Here is a 22,114-nt window from a genome sequence, read left to right as displayed (position 1 = left end):
CGACCTCAGGACAGGTGGGCGCGCCACGGCAGCGCGCGGCGTTCGGCCCATTCGAAGGCGCCGTTGAGCAGCAGGCCCAGCAGCGCCAGCACCACCAGCCAGGCGTACATCTTCTGGATCTGGAACGCGCGCTGCATGTCGAGGATCAGGAAGCCGACGCCGTTCTCGCCGGCCAGCATCTCGGCCACCACCACCAGCGTCAGCGCGAGGCCGAGGCTCACGCGCATGCCGGTGGCCACCATCGGCAGCGCGGCCGGCAGCACCACCCGCAGCACCGTCGCCCGGCGCGACAGCCGCAGCGTGCGCGCGGTATCCAGCAGCACCGGGTCGACCCCGCGCACGCCCTGCACGGTGTTGATGAGCACCGGAAAGAATGCGGCCAGCACCACGATGAACAGCATGGTCTGCAGGCCGATGCCGAGGAACAGGAACAGCGGCGGGATCAGCGCGGGCTTCGGAATCGGCCGCACCAGTTCGACCAGCGGTTCCATCAGCGCGTGCACGGCCTCGCTGCGGCCCATCGCGACACCGAGCGCGATGCCGCAGGCGCAGGCGATGAGGTAGCCGGTGGCCATCAGCGCCAGCGTGCGCGCGATCGGCTGGGCCAGCGCGTCTTCGCGCACCACCTCCACGAGCGTCGCCAGCACCACCGACGGCGCCGGCAGCAGCGCCGGGTTCAGCGCGCCGCTGCGGCCCAGCAGTTCCCAGGCCGCGAGCACGCCCGCGACGGCGAGCGTGCCGGGCAGCCAGCGTTCGACAAGGCCTGCGCGCCTCATGGCCGCGGCTCCCGTCCCAGCAGCCGTTCCATCAGCGTGTGCCGAAGTTCGAGGAAGCGCGGCAGCTCGCGCGTCTCGATGGCGTCGCGCGGATGGGGGATGCGGGTCTCGACGATCTCCTCGACCACCGTCGGCCGCTTTGAGAGGATCGCGATGCGGTCGGCCAGGAACACGGCCTCGTCGACGTCGTGCGTGACCAGCACCACCGTCAGGCCGCGCTGGCGCCGCAACTCGAGCACCAGCGCCTGCAGTTCGACCCGGGTCAGCGCATCGACCGCGCTGAAGGGCTCGTCGAGCAGCAGCACGCGGGGCTCGGCGGCGAGAGCGCGCGCGATCGCCACGCGCTGCTGCATGCCGCCCGAGAGCTGCCAGGGATAGTGCTTCTCGAAGCCCGCGAGACCGACCAGGCCCAGGTACTCGGACGCGCGCGCATGGACCTGCTGGCGGGCGAGGCGGCGGTCGGCCTCGAAGGCCAGCGCCACGTTGCCCGCGACGCTGCGCCAGGGCAGCAGCGACTTGGTGTACTGCTGGAACAGGTAGACCATGCCCTCGGGTGGCTCGGTCACCGGCCGGCCGCGAAACAGCACCTCGCCCGCGCTCGGCGCCAGCAGGCCGGCGACGATCTGCAGCAGCGTCGACTTGCCGCAGCCCGAGGGGCCGAGGATCGCGAGGAACTCGCCCGCGCGCACCTCGAGCTCGATGTCGCGCAGCGCGGTCAGCTCGGCGTCGCCGCTGCCGAAGCGCCGCGCCAGGTGGGCGAGCCGGATGCCATCGGCTCGTGGTGAATCGGGTGTGGAATGCGTGGGTGGCGGCGCGGTGCCGGTGGTCCGCACCGCGCTGAGCTGGAAGTTCTTCATGGCAGGGCCTGTGGTTCGAGGGTGTGCACGGCGCTGCCCGGCATGGCACCGGGTGCGCCTTGTTCTGGGGGGTGTTGCAGCGCCTGCTGCAGTGCCTGGGCCAGCGCGAGCAGGCGCGCGTCGCTGCCGTGCGGCGCATCGAAGGCGATGCCCACCGGCAGGCCCTCGCGCGTGAAGCCCGCGGGCAGCACCACGCTGGGCAGGGCCGCGATGCTGGCGGGCGAGACGTTCTGGCCGAAGGCTTCGCGTGCCGTCATCAGTCCGCCCGCGGCCAGCGGCACGGCTGGCGCCGGCGAACGGCGCGCTTCGGGCGCGCTGGCCAGCGGTGCCGCCACGCGCGCCACCGGATGCACGAGCGCGAGCACGGCGTGCTGCGCGAAGTAGCGCTGCAGCGCGCCGCCGAGCGCCATGCGCCGCCGCAGCGCGGCCCGGTAGCCGTCGCGCGCGGCCGGGCTGTTCACGGCCTGCTGCGCGGCATGCAGCGCCTCGTGCAGGTCGGCACCGGCCTCGGCCATCAGCCGGTCCATCGAGACGCCGCCGGTGCGCGCCGCCAGCCAGTCGGGCAGGGCACGCGCCGATTCATGGCCGATCAGCGTGGGCGCGATGCCTTCGGCGAGCGCATGCAGGTCCGGCACGTCCGCCTCGACCCAGCACACGCCGTGCGCGGCGAGTCGGCGCCGCGCACTCTCGAACGCGCGCTCGACCTCGGGCTCGAGCCGCGACAGGTAGTAGCGCGGCGAGAGCGCGAGGCGCACGCCCGCGAGGCCGCGCGGCGGCGCCTGCGGCGGCTGGCCCGACATCACGGCGTCGAGCAGCGCCAGGTCGGCGGCATTGCGTGCGATCGGGCCCACCGTGTCGAGCGTGTGCGACAGCGGCACCACGCCCTCGGTGGGATAGCGTCCGACCGAAGGACGGAAACCGGCCACTCCGCACAGCGCCGCGGGAATGCGGATCGAGCCGTTGGTGTCGCTGCCGATGGCCGCGGGCACCATGAACGCAGCGACCGCCGCGGCGCTGCCACCGCTGCTGCCGCCGGCGATGCGCTGCGGCGCGTGCGGATTGCCGACCCGGCCGAAGTGCGGGTTGTCGCTGGTCCAGCCCATCGCGAGCTCGTGCATGGTGTTCTTGCCGAGCAGCAGCGCGCCCTCGGCATAGAGCCGTTCCGCCACGCCCGCGTCGCGGGCACCGGCCGCGGCGGGCGCGCCCGCCAGCGCCGCGGTGCCGGCCGTGGTGGGCAGCCGCTCGCTCGCGATGTTGTCCTTGAGCGCCAGCGGAATGCCGTGCAACTGGCCCAGCGGCTGGCCGGCGGCGCGCGCCAGGTCCGCCTCGCGCGCCGCGGCGAGCACGGCCTGATCGTCGATGGCGCTGAAGGCGTTGAGCCCGGCGCCCGCATGGCAGCGTGCCAGCAGCGCCGTTACGTAGTCCTCGGCGCGCAGCGCGCCGTCGCGCAGCAGAGAAGCCGCCTGCACCAGCGTGAGCCGGTGCGGCGCCTCGGACGAGGCGTCGGATGCTTTCATCGCGCGTCCTTCGGTGCCTCAGGCACCCCAGATCACCGCGCCGTTGGCGTCGACGCCGATCTCGCGCGGACCGCCCGAGGTGGCGCCGCCGGTGGTGGCGCTCTGCGCCACGCCCTGGATCGCGATCGCGCGGGCGGGCTTGCCGGCGGTGCCGGCCAGGCGCTTGCGCTTGAGGGTCTGGTTCGGTTCCGAGTGGTAGTAGCGCTCCACCGCGTCGAGGTCGGGGAACTCGATCACGATCAGCCGCTTGGGATGCCAGTCGCCCTCGATCGGGCGGTAGTCGTTGCCGCGCACGAGAAAACGGCCGCCGGCGGCCACCACGTGTTCGGTGACCTCGCGTTCGTACTCGGCCAGGCTGGGGCCGTCCTCGACGTCGAGTTCGATCACGAAATAGGCGGTCATACTGGGGTCCTTGAATCGGTGTGCGGCGCTGCCGCGGGGGTGCGATTCAAGTGTCAGCGTCGTGAAAAGCAGCGTCAAACCGCCGCGGCGATACGCTCCATAGCAAAACGCAATAGGCGTGTCGCGCTACCCCGCCCGCGCCGACGCCGGCACCCGCGCCCCCCCATCCGCCACCAGCGCCGCACCCGTCACGAACGACGCCTCGTCGCTCGCGAGGAACAGGCACGCGCCCGCCATCTCCTCGGCCGAGGCCATGCGCCCGAGCGCGATGCGCGCCACGGTGCGTGCATGCGCGGCTTCCTCGGAGATGCCGTGCTCGGCCGCGAGCTCGCGCATCTCCTGTCGGCTCATCGGCGTGTCGACCCAGCCGGGGCACAGGGCGTTGACGCGCACGCCGCGCGGTCCGTAGGCCTGCGCGGCCGAGCGCGTGAGCGCGACCACGCCGGCCTTGCTGGCGGCATAGCTCGCCATGCCGGCGCCGGCATTGAAGGCCGCCACCGAGGCGATGTTGACGATCGCGCCGCCGCCTTGCGCCACCATGCCCGGCAGCACCGCGCGCTGGCAGCGCATGGTGCCGCCGAGGTTGACCTCGTGCAGCCGCCGCCAGTCCTCGTCGTCGATGTCGGCCGCGTCGTCGTTGCGCACGATGCCGGCGCAGTTCACGAGCACGTCGATGCGGCCGAAGGCCGCGAGCACCGCGGCCACGGTCGCGCGCACGGCGGCGTCGTCGGTCACGTCGCAGTCGAGCGCGGGTCCGTCGCCCACCGGTTGCGGCCGTGGCCAGCCGGCGACCGCGACGCGCGCGCCCTCGCTCGCGAAGCGCGCGGCCACCGCGGCGCCGATGCCGCTCGCGGCGCCGACGACGAGGCAGGCCTTGCCTTGCAACCTTCCGTTGCTCATGCCTGCTCCGCGAAGAAGGGGCTCTCGGGCAGGGTCGAGCCGCCGTCGACCACGAGCGTCTGCCCGGTGATGTAGCGCGCGGCGGGGCTCGCCAGGAAGCGCATCGCCAGGGCGATGTCCTCGGGCCGGCCCAGCTCGCCGATCGGGATGTGGCGCGCGATGCGCGCGGCCTTCGCGGGATCGGACAGCAGCGAGCCGCCCTGCTTGGCGATGTAGCCGGGCTCGACGCCGTTGACGGTGATGCCCTCGCGCGCGTACTCGAGCGCGGCGCTGCGGATGAAGCCGTTGACGCCTGCCTTGCTGGCCGCGTAGTGGGCGCTGCCGGGCATCGCGACGCGCGGGCCGGTCACGGAGGAGGTGACGAGCAGCCGTCCGCCGCCGCGCGCGCGCAGGTGCGGCACCGCCGCCTGCGCGAGCCAGAAGCAGGCCTTGAGGTTCACGGCCAGCGTGCGCTCGAGCTGTTCGTCGCTCATGGCATCGATGGCGGCCCAGGGATTGACGGCGGCGTTGTGGACCACGATGTCGAGCGCGCCGAAAACGCGCACCGCCTCGGCCACCGCGCGCTCGGCCTCGTCGCGCCGGCCGATGTCGCAGGCCAGTGCCTGCACGGCGAAGCCGCGCGCGCGCAGCTCGGCCGCCACGGCCTCGCCGGCGCTGCCGGTGCGGTTGGCGATCAGCACCGAGGCGCCGGCCTCGGCGAAGGCCTGCGCGATCGCGGCGCCGATGCCGCGTCCGCCGCCGGTGACCAGCGCGACCTTGCCCTGCAGACCGAAGGGATCGTTGCCGCTCATGCGCTGCACTCCCGCGCGAAATCGGCAAAGGCCGCATCGTGCTCGTCCACTTCGCGTTCGGTGGTGCCGGGGCAGCACAGCATCATGTTGTGGAAGGGCGTGATCAGCACGCCGCGGTTCATCATGTAGAGGTGCAGCAGCGCCTCGAGCTCGCCGTCGCGCGTGCGCCGCACGTCGGCGGCGTTGCGCGGCGCGTCGGGGCAGAACAGGGTCTCGACGCGCGCGCCGACCTGGGTCGCGTGCCAGGGCAGGCCGGCTTTGGCGATGCTCGCGTTCACGCCATCGGCCAGCCGCTCGGCGAGCGCGAGCATGCGATCGAAGGCCTCGGGCGTCAGCACCTGCGACAGCACCGCGCGCATAACGGCTACGGTGAGTGCATTGCCGGCCAAGGTGCCGCCGAAGCCGGCGTGCGCCGACTGCCGCTTGGTCGGATGCAGCTTGGGCAGCACCTGCCACACGCGCTCGGCGGTTTCGGCGCTGAGGCCGAAGGCCGCGGCGGGAATGCCGCCGGCGATGGCCTTGCCGATCACGAACATGTCGGGCGCGAGGCCGTGCGCGCGCGTGTAGCCGCCGGGGCCGCTCGAGATGGTGTGGGTCTCGTCGATGACCAGCAGGGTGCCGGTCTCGCGCGTGAGGCGGCGCAGCGCATCGTGGAAGCCGGGCGCGGGCGCGATCATTCCGTAGTTGGTCATGGCCGGCTCGGCCAGCACGCAGGCCACGTCGCCCGCGCGCAGCGCGCGTTCGAGCGCGGGCAGGTCGTTGAACTCGACCACGGCCGACAGGCGGTCGTGCGGAAAGCCGTTGGGATGGATGTCGTTGCGCATCGCGACGGTGCCATCGCGCAGCTCGACGTGCGCCTCTTCGACCGAGCCGTGGTAGCAGCCCGAGAACACCAGCACGCGCGGCCGGCCCGTGACCATGCGCGCGAGCCGGATGCAGGCGCGGTTGGCGTCTGAGGCCGAGGTCGTGAGGTTCCAGTAGGGCAGGCCGAAGCGGCGCGCGAGTTCCTCGCCGACCCAGGCCGCGTCGTCGGTGGGCAGCATCAGCGAGCTGCCGATGCGCGCCTGCCGCGCCAGTGCCTCGACCACCGCGGGGTGGCCATGGCCGCACATGCCGCCGGTGTCGCCGAGGCAGAAGTCGGCATAGCCGTGGCCGTCGACGTCGACGAAGCGCGCGCCGTAGGGCAGCTTCGCGTCCTGCACGTAGAGCGGCCAGCCGCCGATCCAGCGGCGCATCCAGTGCGAGGGTGCGCCGTAGAGCCAGGCCTGCTGGCCTTGCGCGAAGAGTTCACCGGATCGCGCATGGGTGCGCGCGTAGCGCTCCTGCTCGGCGCGCATCAGGGCCTGCACGCGTTCGCGCGGCACGGTGGGTTCGAAGGTCGGGGTCATGGTCGTTGCGAAGAGGAAGAGGGAATGCCCAGCAGCGCGAGGGCCTGCGCGTAGCTCGCGGCGGGCTGCATCACGTCGAAGTGCACGCAGCGCAGGCCCACGCGCTCGGCGCCGGCGATGTTGCGCAGTTGGTCGTCGACGAACACGCAGGCCTCTGCCGGCAGGCCGAGTTCGTCGAGGCACTGCCGGTAGGCGCGCGCATCGGGCTTGAGGATGCCGGTGTGGGTGGCGTCGACCACCACGTCGAAGGCCGCCATGAAGGGCAGGCGGCGGCGGAAGTCGGCGCCGTAGAACAGGTCGAGCTCGTTCGAGAGGATCGCGAGCCGGCAGCCCGCGCGGCGCGCGGCTTCGATCGCGGCCAGCGCCTCGGGCCGGATCGCGGCCTCGGGATCAGCGCCGCGCGCGCGTTGCACGAAGGTCTCCATCGCCTCCCAGCGCTCGCCCACCAGCGCGCCGACCTCGCGGGTGCGCGCCATCCAGTAGTCGCGCTCCGAGAGCTTGTCGGCCTGCATGTCGCGCCACAGCGGATCGCTCGCGAGGTCGAAGGGGCCGCGCCAGGTCAGCGTGCCGCGCGGCAGCGCGAGCGCTTCCTCGGTCAGCGCATGGGTCTCGAACAGCGTGCGGCTGATGACGCCGCCGAAGTCGAGCACCAGGGCTTGCGTTGCGTGCTCGGTGCTCATGCCGGCCTCCCCGCGGGCACGGTGCCGTCGGCGACCCAGGCATCGAACACCCGCAGCGCGGCCTCGCAGAAGGCGGCGTCGTTGATGTGCGCGTCGAGCTCGATCATGCGCGTGGCGCCGACGCTGTCGCGCAGCGCGCCGGTGAAGGCGGCCAGGCCCTCGGGATCGTGCAGCGGCTCGCCGGGCCGGTCCCAGCCCTCGATGCCCTTCAGCGGCAGCAGCACGCAGGTGGCGCCTTCCGCGCGCGCCAGGCGGCTCGCGATCTCGGTCGCCACGCCGCGCCGGAACGCGGGCGCGCTGAGCGCCGAGGCCAGCAGCCGGTTGTGCGTGTGGGCCGGCCGGCCTTCGAGGCCTCGGGGCGTGGGTTGCCAGGCCGGGAAATCGAGCATGTCGATGGCGCCCGGCGCCACGATCTGCGGCGTGCCGGCGCGGCCGGCGCCCAGCAGCCGGTCGGGCCCCGCGGTCACGCAGGAGCCGCCGAGCTGGTTCGCCAGTTCCTGCAGGCTGAAGTCCATCACGGCGCAGAAGCGGCCCTCGGCGGCCAGCGCCTCGAAGGCGCGCCCGCCCATGCCGGTGGTGTGGAACACCGCGACCTCGTAGCCGCGCGCCTCGAGCGCGGGCTTGAGCGTCTTCATGTAGGTCAGCGCGCTCGAGCCCAGCGAGGTCATGCCGACCAGCGGCCGCTCGAAGGCCGGCGCGCGCGCCTGGCGGCAGGCGCCGAGCACCGCGCCCGCGGCCTGACTCAGGGCCGAGCGGCACAGGCTGTTGAGGCCGTAGAGGCCGCCGGCCCACAGCACCATGATCAGGTCGGGCGGTATGCGTTCGGGCGGCAGCAGGTGCGAGTAGGCGATAGTCGAGACCACCACCTTCGGCACACCCAGTGGCAGCGCCTGCGCCACCTCGAGCGCGAGATCGGTGCCCATGGTGCCGCCGAGCGCCAGCAGGCCGTCGATGCGGCCCTCGGCATGCCAGCGCGCGGCCAGCCTGGCGGCGCCGCGCGCCATCAGGGTCATGGCGCTGTTCTCGTCGCCGCTGGCCGCCACCTCGGCCACGCTGCGGCCGGCAGCCGTGGCCACCTCGGCATTCGTGATCTCGGGCACGAAGGGCGCGCCGTCGAGCACGCCCACGTCCATCACCGCCACGCGGCCGCCGCCGGCCTCGATGCACTCGCGCATGAACAGCAGCTCGGCGCTCTTGGTGTCGGCGGTGCCGATCAGCAGGACGGTCGGCACCTTGCTCACAGCGTGGCTTCCACGTCGGCGAAGGCGCCCTCGAGCGCATCGACCATGTAGTCGACTTCCTCGCGCGTGATGACCAGCGGCGGCGACAGGATCAGGTTCGGGCCCGAGATGCGCACCATGAGACCGCGCTTGTAGGCCGCCTGCGCCACCTTCGCGGCGATCGGGTTGCCGCGCGGCAGCGTGGTGCGCGTGGCCTTGTCGGCCACCATCTCGATGCCGAGCATCAGGCCCATGCCGCGCACGTCGCCCACGAAGCTGAAGCGGTCGACGAAGGGCCGCACGCGCGCCTGGAAATGCGCGCCCACGCGCGCCGCGTTGCCGGGCACGTCGAGTGCCTCGATCTGGTCGAGCGTGGCGAGCGCCGCGGCCGCGGCCACCGGATGCGCGCTGTAGGTGTAGCCATGGCCCACCGCGGCCTGGCCCGTGGGGTCGTCGAGGAAGACCTCGGCCACCTTGGCGCCGATGGCGGTGGCGCCCAGCGGCACGTAGCCCGAGGAGATGCCCTTGGCCAGGCACCAGAGGTCGGCCTTGACGTTCCACAGCCGCGTGCCGAACAGCGCGCCGCCGCGGCCGAAGCCGGTGACGACCTCGTCAGCGATCAGCAGCACGCCGTACCTGTCGCAGATCTCGCGCACGCGCGGCCAGTAGTTGGGCGGCGGCACGATCACGCCGCCGGCGCCCTGGATCGGCTCGGCGATGAAGGCGGCCACGGTATCGGGCCCCTGGAACTGGATCTCGCGCTCGAGCAGCGTGGCGCAGATCTCGCCGAGCGCCTCGGGGTCCTGCGTGTAGGGATTGCGGTAGAGCCACGGCGTGTCGACGTGGAAGCAGCCGGGCAGCAGGGGCTCGTAGGCGCGGCGGAAGTTGAGGTTGCCGTTCACGCTCATGCCGCCGAAGTGCACGCCGTGGTAGCCCTGGCGCAGCGCGATGAACTTGTGGCGGTCGGCCTGGCCCTGCAGCTTCCAGTACTGGCGCGCGAGCTTGAGCGCGCCCTCCACCGCGTCGGAGCCGCCGTTGCTGAAGAACACCGCGGCCACGCCGTCGGGTTCCATCGTCTGCACGATGCGCTTCGACAGCTCGATCGCGCGCGGATGCGTGGTGCCGCGGAACACGTTGTAGAAGGGCAGCTCGTCGAGCTGCGCGACGATGGCGTCGCGCACGGCCTGGTTGCTGTGGCCCAGGTTCGCGGCCCACAGGCCACCGACGCCGTCGAGCATCTTGTGGCCGTCCACGTCCCAGATCCAGCAGCCCTGGCCGCGCGCGACGATGTCGGGCTTGCTCTTCTGCATGGTCTGCGGATGGGCCATGGGGTGCCACAGGTAGCGGGCGTTGTCTTCCTTGAGTGCGTCGATGTCTGTTGTCGTCATGCGGGGACTCCCACGGTGATGGTCTTGAGTTCGGTGTAGTGCAGCAGGCCCTCGGCGCCCATCTCCTGGCCGATGCCGCTCTGCTTCCAGCCGCCGAAGGGCATCTCGGGCTGCGAGACGCCGAAGTGGTTGATGCCGACCATGCCGGCCTCGAGCGCTTCGCCCAGGCGGTGCGCGGTCCGCAGGTCGCGCGTGAAGGCATAGGCGCCGAGGCCGTAGGGCAGGGCGTTGGCGGCGGTGATGGCTTCGTCGAGCGTGTCGTAGGGCTGCAGCACCGCGATCGGGCCGAAGGGCTCCTGGCGCATCACGCGGCTGTCGTCGGGCGCATCGGCGATCACCGTGGGCTCGAAGAAGTAGCCGGGCCGCGCGATGCGCCGGCCGCCGCACAGCAGCCGCGCGCCGCGGTCGACGGCATCGTCGACGAAGCGCTGCATGTCCTCGATGCGGCGCGCATGCGCGAGCGGGCCCATCTGCGTCGCGGGATCGGTGCCGGCACCGATGCGCAGCGCGCGCGCGGCCTGCACGAAGGCCTCGGCCCATTCATCGAAGCGCGCGCGCGGCAGGTAGAAGCGGATCGGCGAGGCGCAGACCTGGCCCGCGTTGCGGAACTTGGCGGCGATCGAGTTCCTGAGCGCGAACGCGAAGTCGGCGTCCTCGCAGACGATCACCGGCGCGTGGCCGCCGAGCTCACCCGTGAAGCGCTTGACGTGGCGCGCCGCCTGTTCGCCGAGCAGCTGGCCCACCGCGACCGAGCCGGTGAACGAGACCTTGGCGATCGCGGGATGGTCGATGAGGAACGAGGACACCTCGGCCGGATCGCCGCACACCATGTTGAGCGCATCGGGCGGCACGCCCGCGTCGAGGAAGGCGCGCACCAGCAGCATGCAGGTGCCCGGCGTCTCCTCGGCCGGCTTGATGACCACGCTGCAGCCCGCGGCCAGTGCGCTCGCGAGCTTGCGCGTCGGCAGGTTGGCCGGGAAGTTCCACGGCGTGAAGGCCGCCACGGGGCCGACCGGCTGGCGCGTGACCGCCTGCGAGAGGATGCCCTCGACGCGCGGCGGCACCAGCCGGCCGTACAGGCGCTTGGCTTCCTCGGCCTGGAAGTCGACGATGTCGGCCGACAGCGTGACCTCGCGCAGCGACTCGGCCAGCGGCTTGCCCTGTTCGAGCGTGAGCACCTGCGCGATGGCCTTCGCCCGGTCGCGGATCGTCTGCGCGGCGGTGCGCAGGATGTTGCAGCGCTCGAGCGCACTCTTCGCGCGCCAGAGCGCGAAGCCGCGGCGCGCGGACTCGGCGGCCTGCGCGAGTTCGTCGCGGCTGGCGAGCGGCAGTTGCGCGAGGGTGGCTTCGGTGGCGGGATCGACGACGGCGCGCTGGCCGCCCGCGGTTTGCGTGCGCCATCGGCCGGCGATGTGCAGGGCGAGTTCGGGATAGTCCATGCCGCGACGATAGGGATCGCACCCCCCGCCGCGTTATCGAAAACTGGCAAACCTCGTGCGTCCATCGTCGCGATGGATGAACGCGTTCCTATACTGTCCGCGCACTCCACCTCCTCACTCGCACCGTGCCCCGTTCACGCAACTCCTCGCCGCCGCGCTCGATCGCAGATGCCTTCGACCTCGAGACCTTCCTGCCGTTCCAGCTCTCGGTGGTCGCCAATCGCGTGAGCCAGTCGGTGGGCCAGGCGATCGCCGGCCGCTTCGCGCTGCAGATCCCCGAGTGGCGCATCGTGGTGGTGCTCGGCAAGTACGGCGCGCTGTCGGCGCTCGAGATCGCGCGCAAGACCAGCATGGACAAGGCGCGCGTGAGCCGCGCGCAGCATCGGCTGGTCGATCTCGGCCTGGCCAACATGCATCCTTCCGCCGAGGACCGGCGCAAGGTCATCGTCTCGCTCGAGGAAGAAGGCCTCGCGCTCTACCGCGACATGGTGCCGCTCGCGCACGACACCGCGCAGCGGCTGTTCGCGCAGCTCACGGCCGACGAGCGGCGCGTGCTGCAGGCCCTCGTGCAGAAGCTGTTCGACAGCACCTCGGGTTTCGAGCCCAGCGGCGAGCTCGAGTAAGCGCGTTACAGGCCCTGGAGGTAATGGGCCTTCTGCGCGGGGTAGTAGTCGCCGAAGGACGGCAGCGCGCGGCCCTCGCGCGCGGCGACCAGCATGTCGAGGTAGTACTCCCAGCCCGGCCCCACCTCTGCCGCGAGCGCGGGATCGCTCAGTCGCTGCACGAAGCGCAGCGTGGTGACGTCGTTCTCCTGCGCGAGCGTCAGCTCCATGCGCCACTCACCGAACTCGTCCACGGTCGCCACCGCGAGGCGATGTGGCGCCTCGCAGGCATCGATCCTCAGGTCGGTCCAGGGCTGGTCCTTTTCGTGCACCAGCTGGAGCCGCACCGTCATGCCCTGGCCGGCCTCGCCTTCCCAGGGCCCGAACCAGAGGGCGGTCTTCTCGGGCCTGGTGACGCTGGCCCAGACGTCGTCGATGGGCGCGCGAAACCTGCGCTCGATGATCAGGTCGTTTCCTTGAAGCCGGCCGGTGGCTTGGGGGCTCATGCAGTCTCCTGGCGTTCGTGGATCGCCAGGCATTCTCTTCGGGGCGCACGGATCCGAAGGCATTCGGACCTGGGCGCCGAGGGTTTCTCCCGGTGCTTTGAGATCGTTGTCAACGAAACAATCTGGTCTGGAGCTTGCTTCGGTCCAGGGGATCCCCGTCCCGTGGATATCCGCCATGAACTGCCAGACCGCCTCCACCCCCTGCCTTCCCATCGAGCGCTGGACCCTGACCACGCACGACATCGACGCCTATGCCAGCAGCCAGAGCGGCTGGCACCTGGAGTGCGACATGCTCTCGGGCGGCAGCTTCGCGGGCTTTCTCGACCATGTGCAGCTGCCGGGCCTGCGGCTGGTGCGCGAGACCACCAACCGCGCGCTGCGCCAGCACGGCGAGATGAATCCGGAGTGCTGCGGCTTCGCGCTGACCTGCCGGCAGGAGGGCGAGGCGCGCTTCTCGGGCCAGCGGCTCGACACCGGATCGGTGATGGTCGGGCGCTGCGACGAGCTCGACCTGTGCAGTCCGCCGGGCTTCGAGCTGATGGGCATCGTGGTCGACAACGCGCTGCTGCGCTCGCTGGCCGAGCGCCTCGACGAGCGCGGCCCGCCGGCCTGGCTGGCGCGGCGCGTGGTGCTGCACTTCGACGACGCGACCATGCGCGCGCTGCGCGGCACGCTGCTCGGCGCCTTCGCCGCGCTCGACGCGATGCCCGCTCTGCTCGCCGACCCGACCGCCACCACGCAGCTGCGCGACGACGTGCTGCTGGCCTGGCTCGAGGCGCTGCCCGAGGACGTGGACCTGCGCGAGCTGCGCTCCACCGAGGCGCAGCGCCGCGTGGTGCGCCGTGCCTGCGAGCTGATGATGTCGCGGCCCGACGAGCCGCTGTCGATGCTCGAGGTCTGCAGCCGCATCGGCGCGAGTCAGCGCAAGCTCAACTACTGCTTCCAGGAAACGCTGGGCCTGAGCCCTGCGCGCTACCTCAGGGCGTTGCGCCTCAACGGCGTGCGGCGCGAGCTCAAGCGCCTCGGTGCCGGCTCGGTGCAGGACGTCGCGGCGCACTGGGGCTTCTGGCACCTGAGCCAGTTCGCGACCGACTACCGGCGCCAGTTCGGCGAGCTGCCGTCGCAGACGCTGCGTGGCGCGGCGCTGATGCACCACTGAAGGGCCCACCGGGCGACCCAGGGGAATCCCGGGGGCCGCGGCACGCCAGGTTTGCCAATTCTTGATATCCGCTTCGCGGCGCGATCGCTATCGTCGATCGCCATATGTCGTCCTTTCCGTCCACCTTGCCGAGCGCCCGCGCGCTCGCCGCCGCGCTGAAGCGCCGCGAGCTGTCGTGCCGCGAACTGATGCAGGCCTGCCTGGCGCGCATCGAGAGCCTCAACCCGAAGGTCAATGCGCTGGTCTCGCTGCAGCCGCCCGAACGGATGCTGCGCGAGGCCGATGCCTGCGACGAGCAGCTGGCGCGCGGCGAGCCGGTGGGCCGGCTGCACGGCTTTCCGATGGCGCCCAAGGACTTCGTGGCCACCGCCGGCATTCCCACCACCATGGGCAGCCCGCTGTTCGCCAACCAGCTCGTGCCGCACGACGCGATCATGGTCGAGCGGCTGCGCCGCGCCGGCGCGATCTTCGTCGGGCGCAGCAACACGCCCGAGTTCGGCCTGGGCTCGCACACCTACAACACGGTGTTCGGCACCACGCGCAACGCCTGGAACCTCGACCGCGCGGCCGGCGGCAGCAGCGGCGGTGCCGCGGTGGCGCTTGCGCTGCAGATGCTGCCCGTGGCCGACGGCAGCGACATGATGGGTTCGCTGCGCAATCCGGCGGCCTGGAACCATGTCTACGGTCTGCGGCCCTCGCTGGGCCGCGTGCCGACCGGGCCCGGCCCCGAGCTGTTCTTCCAGCAACTGGGTTGCGAAGGGCCGATGGGCCGCACGCCCGAGGACGTGGCCTGGCTGCTGTCGGTGCAGGCCGGCCACGATCCGCGCTCGCCGCTGAGCCTGGCCGGCGACGGCGAGGCCTTCGCGCAGCCGCTCGATGCCGAGCTGCGCGGCACGCGCGTGGCCTGGCTCGGCGACCTCGGCGGCCACCTGGCGATGGACCCCGGCGTGATGGCGCTGTGCGAGGCGGCGCTGCGCCACTTCGACACCCTGGGCTGCACGGTCGAGCCGGCCGTGCCCGATTTCGACTTCGACGCGCTGTGGACCGCCTGGCTGCGCCTGCGCGGCTTCATCGTGGCCGGCGCGCTGCGGGGCCTGCATGCCGATCCGGCGCTGCGCGCGAAGCTCAAGCCCGAGGCCTGCTGGGAGATCGAGCAGGGCCAGCGGCTGGCCGTGCCCGCGCTGCACGAGGCCGCGGTCACGCGCACACGGTGGCATGCCACGCTGCTGAAGCTGTTCGAGCGCTTCGACGTGCTGGTGCTGCCGGCCGCGCAGGCCTTTCCGCTGCCGGCCGAGCTGCACTGGCCGCGCGAGGTCGGCGGCCGCGCGATGGACACCTACCACCGCTGGATGGAAGTGACCATCGGCCCCTCGCTCGCGGGCCTGCCCGCGATGGCGGTGCCGGCCGGCTTCTCGCCCGACGGCGCGACGCGCGGCCTGCCGATGGGCCTGCAGCTGATCGGCCGGCCCGGCGCCGACCTCGAGGTGCTGCGGCTCGCGCACGGCTGGCACCAGGCCGTGCCCTTCGCCGATGCGCGCTCGCCGCTATTGGCCGTGGCCTGAATTTCCGAGAACAGACAACAACCACCCGAGGAGTAAAGCGCATGCGCAGACGTTCGATGATCGGTGCCGGCCTGGCGGCCGGCCTGTCCACCATGGCCGGCTCCGTCCTGGCCCAGGGGCTGGCCGGCAAGACCCTGAACCTGATCGTTCCCTACCCGGCCGGCGGCGGCTCCGACATCAACGCGCGGCTGGCCGCGCCCGAGCTGTCGCGGCTGCTGGGCCAGCCGGCCGTGATCGACAACGTGCCCGGCGCCAGCGGATCGCTGGGCGTGATGAAGGCCGCCAACGGCGCGGCCGACGGCTCGGTGCTGCTGATGGGCTCGCCGATGGAGCTGATGCTCACGCCGCTCACGCTCGCGAGCGCGCGCTACAAGGCCGAGGACTTCCGCCCCATCGGCATGATGGCCGTGACCTCGATGGTGCTGCTGGCGCGCAAGGACCTGGGCCCGGGCAGCGTCGACGAGCTGATCGCGCAGCTGCGCAAGCCCGACGCCAAGGAGCTGAGCTACGGCAGCATCGGCCCGGGCTCGCTCTACCACCTGCTGGGCGAGCGCTTCACGCAGCAGACCGGCACGAAGATGCTGCACGTGCCCTACAAGGGCTTCGCGCCGATCATCAACGACCTGCTCGGCGGCCAGATCGACCTGGTGTTCGCGCCGCTGGCCGGCAACGTGCCCGACCTGCTGGACGCCGGCAAGGTCAAGGCGCTGGGCATCGCGGCCGCCACGCCGCACGAGCGCTTCGGCGCCATTCCGCTGATCCGCGCCAGCAAGGGGCTCGACGACTTCGTCTACAGCCTCTGGGCCGGCGCGCAGGTGTCGCAGCGCGTGCCCGAGGAGACGCAGCAGCGGCTGCACGTGGCCTTCAACGAGATGATGCGCAAGCCCGAACTGCGCCGCGCCATCGAGCTCGGCGGCAGCAAGGTGGCGCCCGAGCAGACGCTGGCCGAGCTGCGCCGCGGCTACCAGGCCGACGTGGAGCGCTACCGCGCGATCGCCAAGTCGGTCAACCTGCGCCCCGAATGAGGGCGGCGGCTGCGGCCTGCGATTTGCCAGTTTTCGATAACGGCGAGCCGGCGCGCGGAGGGAGGATGCGGCCCTGTCCATCCTCCATCGCCAAGGAGCATTCCATGCCCGCCGCTTTCCCTTTTGCAGCCTCCGGCGCGCTGACGCGCCGCCAACTCGTCATCGGCGGCGGCGCGGCCGCGCTGGCCGGCGTGCCCGCGCTGTCGCACGCGCAGTCTAAGACGATCAAGATCGGCTACCTCACGACCTTGTCGGGCGTGCGCGCCAATTTCGGCGAGGCCGACCCCTGGAGCCTAGAGCGCGTGCGCGCCGCGCTGAAGGACGGTCTCACCATCGCGGGCACCAATTACAAGGTCGAGATCGTGGTGCGCGACACCCAGTCCGATGCCAACCGCGGCGCCACGATGTCGAGCGAGCTGCTGCTGCGCGAGAAGGTCGACCTGCTGCTGGTGCAGGACAGCGACGCCGCGCTCGCGGCCGGCCAGCTCTGCGACGTCAACGGCGTGCCGATGGTCTCGACCATGGGCCCGTGGCAGGCCATCACCTTCGGCCGGGGCTCCACGCCGCAGAAGGGCTTTCCGTTCTCGTTCCATTTCTTCTGGGGCGCCGACGACGTGCTGAAGAACTTCTTTGGCATGTGGGAGCCGCTGAAGGTGGAGCGCTCGCTGGGCACGCTCTACATCGACAACGGCCCGGGCCATGCCTTCGCCGATCCGACCAACGGCATCCCGGGCGGCGCGAAGCAGCGCGGCTACAAGGAGACCAACGGCGGCTTCTTCAAGATCGCGACCGACGACTTCAGCAACCAGGTCTCGAGCTTCAAGGCGGCGCGCGCGAATATCGTCTCGGGCTTCGCCTATGCCAACCACTTCGCCACCTTCTGGAAGCAGGCACAGCAGTCGGGCTACCGGCCCGAGGTGGTGACCATGGCGGCGGCCTTCCTGTTCCCGAGCGCGGTCGAGTCGCTGGGCGCGGCCGGCAACGGCATGTCGACCGAGGTCTGGTGGACGCCCAACTTCCCGTTCAAGTCCTCGCTGACCGGCCAGAGCGCCAAGGCACTGGCGGCCGACTGGGAGAGCTCCACCGGCAAGCAGTGGACCCAGCCCATCGGCTACGGCCATGCGCTGTTCGAGGTCGGCATCGCGGCGCTGAAGAACGCGACCAATCCAAAAGACAAGAAGGCGGTGCGCGATGCGCTGGCCAATCTGCAGCTCGACTCGGTGGTCGGGCGCATCGACTTCAAGGGCAGCCCGATCAAGAGCGTGGCCGTCACGCCGATGGTGGCGGGCCAGTGGCGCAAGACCGCCGCGGGCGCGAAGTTCCCGTACGAGCTGGTGATCACGCACAACAGCACCGCGAAGCAGATCCCGGTGGAAGACGAACTCAAGCTGCTGTCGCAGCTCAAGGCCTGAGCCCGCGACGCATGACCGATTGCCTCGTCATCGACGGCCTGTGCAAGCGCTACGGCGAGATCGTGGTGGCCGACGGCGTGTCGCTCGCGCTCGCGCGCGGCCAGTGCCTCGGCGTGGTCGGCCCCAACGGGGCCGGCAAGAGCTCGCTGTTCAACCTGATCACCGGCGTGGCCGTGCCCGATGCCGGCAGCATCCGGCTCGAGGGCCGCGAGCTGGTGGGCCTGCGCGCCGATGCGCGCGCGCGGCTGGGCGTGGCGCGCGCCTTCCAGATCCCGCAGCCCTTCGCGCACCTGAGCGCCTACGAGAACGCGCTGGCCGCCGCCAGCTTCGCGGCGCGGCTGCCGCGCGCGCAGGCCGCGCAGCTGGCCTGGGAGGTGCTCGAGCGCACCGGCCTGGCCGACCGCGCCGAGTTGCCCGCGGGCCGGCTGCCGCTGCTCGACCGCAAGCGGCTCGAGCTGGCCAAGGGCCTCGCGGCCCGGCCGCACCTGCTGCTGCTCGACGAGATCGCGGGCGGCCTGACCGAGGCCGAGGTGCAGCTGCTGGTCGCGCTCGTGCTCGAGCTCAAGCGCGACGTGGCGATGATCTGGATCGAGCACATCGCGCAGGCGCTGATGGCGGTGGCCGACCGCATCATGGTGCTGAACTTCGGCCGCAAGCTGCTCGAGGACGCGCCGGCCGCCGCGATGGCCAGCCGCGAGGTGCGCGAGATCTACATGGGCGTGGGAGAAGACGCAGAGGAGGCCGCCCATGCCGCTGCTTGAAGTGCGAGACCTCTGCAGCCACTATGGCGACCTGCAGGCGCTGTTCGACCTGTCGCTCGACGTGGGCGAGGGCGAGGCCACGGCGCTGATCGGCGCCAACGGGGCCGGCAAGTCCACGCTGATCCGCGCCATCGCGGGCCTGGGCCGGCGCAGCCGCGGCACGGTGCGCTTCGACGGCCAGGCCATCGAGGCCGAGCCGGCCGAGCGCATCGCGCGCCGCGGCATCGCGCTGGTGCCCGAGGGCCGGATGCTGTTCGCCTCGCTCACGGTGGAGGAGAACCTGCGCATGGGCGCGCTGTGCGGCCGGGCCGGCCACTGGAACCTGGCCACCGTCTATGCCCTGTTCCCGATCCTGCGCGAGTTCAGGCACCGGCCGTCCACGCGGCTGTCGGGCGGCCAGCAGCAGATGGTGAGCATCGGCCGCGCGCTGATGGCCAACCCGCGGCTGATGCTGTGCGACGAGATCTCGCTGGGCCTGGCGCCGGTGGTGATCGCGCAGATCTACCGCGCCTTCGGCGACATCCAGGCGCAGGGCACGGCGCTGCTGGTCGTGGAGCAGGACGTGACGCGCGCCTGCCGCATCGCGCAGCGCGTGTACTGCCTGCTCAAGGGCCGCGTCACGCTGGCCGGCCCCGCGTCGGACTTCAGCGCGCAGCAGATCGCCAACGCCTACTTCGGGCACTGAGAAAAGCACCATGGCCTGGATCGAAACCCTCATCAACGGCGTGCTGCTCGGCGGCCTCTATGCGCTCTTCGGCCTCGGGCTGGCGCTGGTCTTCGGCGTGATGCGCATGGTCAACCTCGCGCACGGCGAGTTCGTCGTGCTCGCGGCCTACTTCGCGGTGTTCCTGGCCGCGCAGTTTCCGCAGGTGTCGCCGCTGCTGCTGCTGGTGCCGGTGGCGCTGGCCGCCTTCGGCACCGGCTACCTGCTGCAGCGGCTGCTGCTCAACCGCGCGGTGGCGACCGACGATCCGCTCACGCCCGTGCTGGTGACCTTCGGCATCGCGGTGGTGCTGCGCAACCTGATGGTCGAGCTGTTCGGCGCCGACCCGCGCGCGCTCGACGGCGGCGCGCTGGCCACGGCCGGCTTCGAGATCGGCGGCCTGCGCATCGGCTGGTATCCGGTGCTGGTGCTGGGGCTCGCGGTGCTGGCCTTCGGCGCGCTGCAGTGGCTGCTGCGGCACTCGCGCTTCGGCCTGATCGTGCGCGCCACCTCCGACCACCGCGAGATCGTGCGCACCATGGGCGTGCGGCCGCGCCATGTGTATGGCGTGGTCATGGGGCTGTCGCTGGCCTTCGCCTCGGTGGCGGGGCTGCTGCTGGCGCTGCGCAGTTCGTTCACGCCGTTCTCGGGCGTGGAGCGGCTGCTCGGCGCCTTCGAGGTCGTGATCATCGGCGGCATGGGCTCGTTCTGGGGCGCGCTGGCCGGCGGCATCGCGCTGGGCGTGGCGCAGCTCGCGGGGCAGCGCCTCGATTCCAACGCGGGCGCGCTCTATGCGCACCTGCTGTTCTTCATCGTCCTGATGGTGCGCCCGAACGGCATCGCGGGCCAACGGGCCTGACAGCCGATGCGCAACCCGTCTCTTCTTCCCTCGATCGGCTTCCTTGCGGCGGCCCTCGCCATCGCCTTCGCGCCCACGGTGGCTGATGCGGGCCTGCTGCGCCTGCTGAGCGAGGTGCTCCTGGTGCTGGCCATGGCCCAGATGTGGAACCTGCTGGCCGGCTACACCGGCCTGGTGTCGATGGGGCACCAGGCCTTCGTCGGCATCGGCGCCTACCTGGTGTTCGTGGTCTCCGACCGGCTCGAGCTCTCGCCCTACTGGATGGTGCCGCTGGCCGGCGTCGGCGCGGCGCTGCTGGCGGCCGCGGTGGCGCCGCTGATGTTCAGGCTGCGCGATGCCTACTTCTCGATCGGCATGTGGGTGCTGGCCGAGATCGTGCGGCTGCTGGTCGCCAAGTTCCCGCTGTTCGGTGGCGAATCGGGCGTGCCGCTGCAGGCGGTGCGGCTGGTCGATGCCGAGACCTTCCAGCGCAACGCGTTCTGGATCTCGGGCGCAATCGGCCTCGCGGCCGTGGCCGGCGTCTACCTGCTGATGCGCTCGCCCTTCGGCCTGGGGCTGATGGCGGTGCGCGACAACGAGCTGGCCGCCACCAGCATCGGCGTGAACGTCTGGCGCAACCGCTTCATCGCCTTCGTGCTCTCGGGCCTGGGCTTCGGGCTGGCCGGCGGCGCGCATTTCATGGGCACGATGTTCGTCTCGCCCGACTCGGCCTTCGACATCAACTGGGTCGTGACCGCGATGTTCATCGTCATCATCGGCGGCATCGGCACCATCGAGGGCCCGCTGATCGGCACGTTGATCTACTTCGGCCTGCGCGAGCTGTTCAACACCTGGTTCGCGATGTCGGGCGGCTGGTACCTGATCGCCATGGGCAGCATCGCGGTGGCCGTGATGCTGCTGGCGCCGCGCGGCCTCTGGGGCCTGGCGCGCGAGCGCTGGGGCTGGCGCGGCCTGAGCGTGCAGCGCCATCCGCCGCACGGGGCGGCATCGATTTCTTCCTCTTCTTCCATTTCCCACACCATCGAGGACGCAACGCATGAAGAACACCGCCTTCTTTCACGATGAACGCACCTTCTGGCACGTGCCGGGCGGGCTGCACGCCCTGTTCCTGCCGGTCGGCGGCTGGGTCCAGCCCATGGCCGGCAGCGGCATGGCCGAGTCGCCCGATTCCAAGCGCCGCATCAAGTCGCTGATGGACGTGTCGGGCCTGAGCGCGCAGCTCGACCTGCTGGGCGCGCCGATGGCGAGCGAGGAGGACCTGCGGCGCGTGCATCCCTCGAGCTATCTCGAGCAGTTCAAGGCCGCCAGCGATGCGGGCGGCGGCGATCTCGGCGAGGTCGCGCCCTTCGGTCCCGGCAGCTACGAGATCGCCAAGCTCTCGACCGGCCTGGCCATCGCCGCCATGGACAGCGTGCTGCAGGGCCGCCACCGCAACGCCTTCGCGCTCACGCGGCCGCCGGGCCACCACTGCCTGCGCGAGCACAGCATGGGCTTCTGCCTGTTCAACAACATCGCGGTGGCGATCGAGACCATGAAGGCGCGCCATGGCGTCAAGCGCGTGGCCGTGATCGACTGGGACGTGCACCACGGCAACGGCACGCAGGCGATCTTCTACGACCGCCCGGACGTGCTGACCGTCTCGCTGCACCAGGAGAACTGCTTCCCGCCCGGCTACAGCGGCGCCGAGGACCGCGGCGAGGGCGAGGGCCTGGGCTTTAACGTCAACGTGCCGCTGCAGCCCGGCGGCGGCCATGCGAGCTACATGTATGCCTTCGAGCGCATCGTGGCACCGGTGGTCGAGCGCTTCCGCCCCGAGCTGGTCGTGGTGGCCAGCGGCCTCGATGCCAACGCGGTCGACCCGCTCGCGCGCATGCAGCTGCATCCGGAATCGTTCCGCCAGATGATGAAGCAGGTCAACGCGCTCGCGGCGCGGCACAGCGAGGGCCGAGTGGTGGTGGTGCACGAGGGCGGCTATGCCGAGGCCTGCGTGCCCTTCTGCGGTCTCGCGGTGGTCGAGGAACTCTCGGGCCATCGCACCGAGGTGCAGGATCCGTTCACCGACTTCTTCGGCCTGCAGCAGCCCTCGGCGCGCTTCGATGCGTTCCAGCGCGGGCTGATCGACGAGATGGCGGCGCTGCACGGGCTCTGAGCGCGAGGCCGGCCGCGT

General features: G+C 71.6%; 22 protein-coding genes. 10 read left to right on the top strand and 12 right to left on the bottom strand.

What is annotated here, in order from left to right; translation table 11 throughout:
* Window positions 1–5: 5 nt before the first annotated feature.
* The 11 genes from AC1HIL_RS34095 to AC1HIL_RS34045 all read right to left on the bottom strand — a co-directional run bounded on the left by AC1HIL_RS34095 (window position 6) and on the right by AC1HIL_RS34045 (window position 11,358).
* Window positions 6–776, bottom strand: a complete 771-nt coding sequence (locus tag AC1HIL_RS34095; RefSeq protein ID WP_413765262.1) for an ABC transporter permease — start codon at window positions 774–776, stop codon at window positions 6–8.
* Complete coding sequence (locus tag AC1HIL_RS34090) at window positions 773–1,633, bottom strand: ABC transporter ATP-binding protein (RefSeq protein WP_422099302.1); 861 nt, start codon at window positions 1,631–1,633, stop codon at window positions 773–775. Before AC1HIL_RS34090 ends, AC1HIL_RS34095 begins: the two co-directional genes overlap by 4 nt.
* Complete coding sequence (locus AC1HIL_RS34085; RefSeq protein ID WP_413765264.1) at window positions 1,630–3,150, bottom strand: amidase family protein; 1,521 nt, start codon at window positions 3,148–3,150, stop codon at window positions 1,630–1,632. Before AC1HIL_RS34085 ends, AC1HIL_RS34090 begins: the two co-directional genes overlap by 4 nt.
* A gap of 18 nt (window positions 3,151–3,168) precedes the next feature.
* On the bottom strand, window positions 3,169–3,552 hold the full coding sequence (locus tag AC1HIL_RS34080; protein WP_208512796.1) for a DUF1330 domain-containing protein: 384 nt from the start codon (window positions 3,550–3,552) through the stop codon (window positions 3,169–3,171).
* Between the two features lie 126 nt (window positions 3,553–3,678).
* A complete protein-coding gene (locus AC1HIL_RS34075) occupies window positions 3,679–4,452 on the bottom strand; it encodes an SDR family NAD(P)-dependent oxidoreductase (protein WP_413765265.1) in 774 nt (257 codons plus the stop codon).
* Window positions 4,449–5,243 carry an SDR family oxidoreductase gene (locus AC1HIL_RS34070; protein ID WP_413765266.1) on the bottom strand — a complete coding sequence of 265 codons (795 nt, stop codon included), beginning with the start codon at window positions 5,241–5,243 and terminating at the stop codon, window positions 4,449–4,451. Before AC1HIL_RS34070 ends, AC1HIL_RS34075 begins: the two co-directional genes overlap by 4 nt.
* Window positions 5,240–6,631, bottom strand: coding sequence for a transaminase (locus AC1HIL_RS34065; RefSeq protein ID WP_479669019.1), 1,392 nt, complete (start codon window positions 6,629–6,631; stop codon window positions 5,240–5,242). Before AC1HIL_RS34065 ends, AC1HIL_RS34070 begins: the two co-directional genes overlap by 4 nt.
* A complete protein-coding gene (locus AC1HIL_RS34060; RefSeq protein ID WP_296723246.1) occupies window positions 6,628–7,311 on the bottom strand; it encodes an HAD-IA family hydrolase in 684 nt (227 codons plus the stop codon). The genes AC1HIL_RS34065 and AC1HIL_RS34060 overlap by 4 nt, the downstream gene beginning before the upstream one ends.
* Complete coding sequence (locus tag AC1HIL_RS34055; RefSeq protein WP_413765268.1) at window positions 7,308–8,552, bottom strand: Tm-1-like ATP-binding domain-containing protein; 1,245 nt, start codon at window positions 8,550–8,552, stop codon at window positions 7,308–7,310. The genes AC1HIL_RS34060 and AC1HIL_RS34055 overlap by 4 nt, the downstream gene beginning before the upstream one ends.
* Complete coding sequence (locus AC1HIL_RS34050; protein ID WP_261214642.1) at window positions 8,549–9,919, bottom strand: aminotransferase class III-fold pyridoxal phosphate-dependent enzyme; 1,371 nt, start codon at window positions 9,917–9,919, stop codon at window positions 8,549–8,551. Before AC1HIL_RS34050 ends, AC1HIL_RS34055 begins: the two co-directional genes overlap by 4 nt.
* A complete protein-coding gene (locus AC1HIL_RS34045; protein WP_261214640.1) occupies window positions 9,916–11,358 on the bottom strand; it encodes an NAD-dependent succinate-semialdehyde dehydrogenase in 1,443 nt (480 codons plus the stop codon). Before AC1HIL_RS34045 ends, AC1HIL_RS34050 begins: the two co-directional genes overlap by 4 nt.
* A gap of 125 nt (window positions 11,359–11,483) precedes the next feature.
* Here AC1HIL_RS34045 and AC1HIL_RS34040 point away from each other — a divergent pair, with 125 nt between their 5' ends.
* Window positions 11,484–11,981, top strand: coding sequence for a MarR family winged helix-turn-helix transcriptional regulator (locus tag AC1HIL_RS34040; protein ID WP_057590108.1), 498 nt, complete (start codon window positions 11,484–11,486; stop codon window positions 11,979–11,981).
* A 5-nt stretch (window positions 11,982–11,986) separates the two neighbouring features.
* Here AC1HIL_RS34040 and AC1HIL_RS34035 read toward each other — a convergent pair whose 3' ends face one another.
* Complete coding sequence (locus AC1HIL_RS34035) at window positions 11,987–12,466, bottom strand: SRPBCC family protein (RefSeq protein WP_057590107.1); 480 nt, start codon at window positions 12,464–12,466, stop codon at window positions 11,987–11,989.
* A gap of 175 nt (window positions 12,467–12,641) precedes the next feature.
* Between AC1HIL_RS34035 and AC1HIL_RS34030 the strand changes: the two genes are divergently transcribed.
* The 9 genes from AC1HIL_RS34030 (at window position 12,642) to AC1HIL_RS33990 (ending at window position 22,096) form a co-directional block, all read left to right on the top strand.
* Window positions 12,642–13,625, top strand: a complete 984-nt coding sequence (locus tag AC1HIL_RS34030) for a helix-turn-helix domain-containing protein (protein ID WP_422099299.1) — start codon at window positions 12,642–12,644, stop codon at window positions 13,623–13,625.
* A gap of 104 nt (window positions 13,626–13,729) precedes the next feature.
* Entirely contained in the window at window positions 13,730–15,187 is a 1,458-nt protein-coding gene (locus tag AC1HIL_RS34025) for an amidase (protein WP_296723262.1), read from the top strand.
* A gap of 41 nt (window positions 15,188–15,228) precedes the next feature.
* Complete coding sequence (locus AC1HIL_RS34020; protein WP_057598043.1) at window positions 15,229–16,212, top strand: Bug family tripartite tricarboxylate transporter substrate binding protein; 984 nt, start codon at window positions 15,229–15,231, stop codon at window positions 16,210–16,212.
* A gap of 104 nt (window positions 16,213–16,316) precedes the next feature.
* Window positions 16,317–17,624 carry an ABC transporter substrate-binding protein gene (locus AC1HIL_RS34015; protein ID WP_064262180.1) on the top strand — a complete coding sequence of 436 codons (1,308 nt, stop codon included), beginning with the start codon at window positions 16,317–16,319 and terminating at the stop codon, window positions 17,622–17,624.
* A gap of 11 nt (window positions 17,625–17,635) precedes the next feature.
* The gene (locus AC1HIL_RS34010; protein ID WP_057590103.1) at window positions 17,636–18,385 is read left to right on the top strand and encodes an ABC transporter ATP-binding protein; all 750 of its coding nucleotides are present in this window, start codon (window positions 17,636–17,638) and stop codon (window positions 18,383–18,385) included.
* Window positions 18,372–19,070, top strand: a complete 699-nt coding sequence (locus AC1HIL_RS34005; RefSeq protein WP_057590102.1) for an ABC transporter ATP-binding protein — start codon at window positions 18,372–18,374, stop codon at window positions 19,068–19,070. The genes AC1HIL_RS34010 and AC1HIL_RS34005 overlap by 14 nt, the downstream gene beginning before the upstream one ends.
* Window positions 19,071–19,080: 10 nt before the next feature.
* Entirely contained in the window at window positions 19,081–19,947 is an 867-nt protein-coding gene (locus tag AC1HIL_RS34000; RefSeq protein ID WP_057590101.1) for a branched-chain amino acid ABC transporter permease, read from the top strand.
* 6 nt (window positions 19,948–19,953) lie between these two features.
* A complete protein-coding gene (locus AC1HIL_RS33995) occupies window positions 19,954–21,012 on the top strand; it encodes a branched-chain amino acid ABC transporter permease (RefSeq protein WP_057590100.1) in 1,059 nt (352 codons plus the stop codon).
* Window positions 20,984–22,096: a class II histone deacetylase gene (locus AC1HIL_RS33990; RefSeq protein ID WP_261214618.1), complete on the top strand. Its 1,113-nt coding sequence runs from the start codon at window positions 20,984–20,986 to the stop codon at window positions 22,094–22,096. Before AC1HIL_RS33995 ends, AC1HIL_RS33990 begins: the two co-directional genes overlap by 29 nt.
* The last annotated feature ends 18 nt before the right edge of the window (window positions 22,097–22,114 follow it).

The organism is Variovorax sp. ISS6 (assembly GCF_056523145.1).
This window is presented reverse-complemented; position numbering and strand designations above follow the sequence as displayed.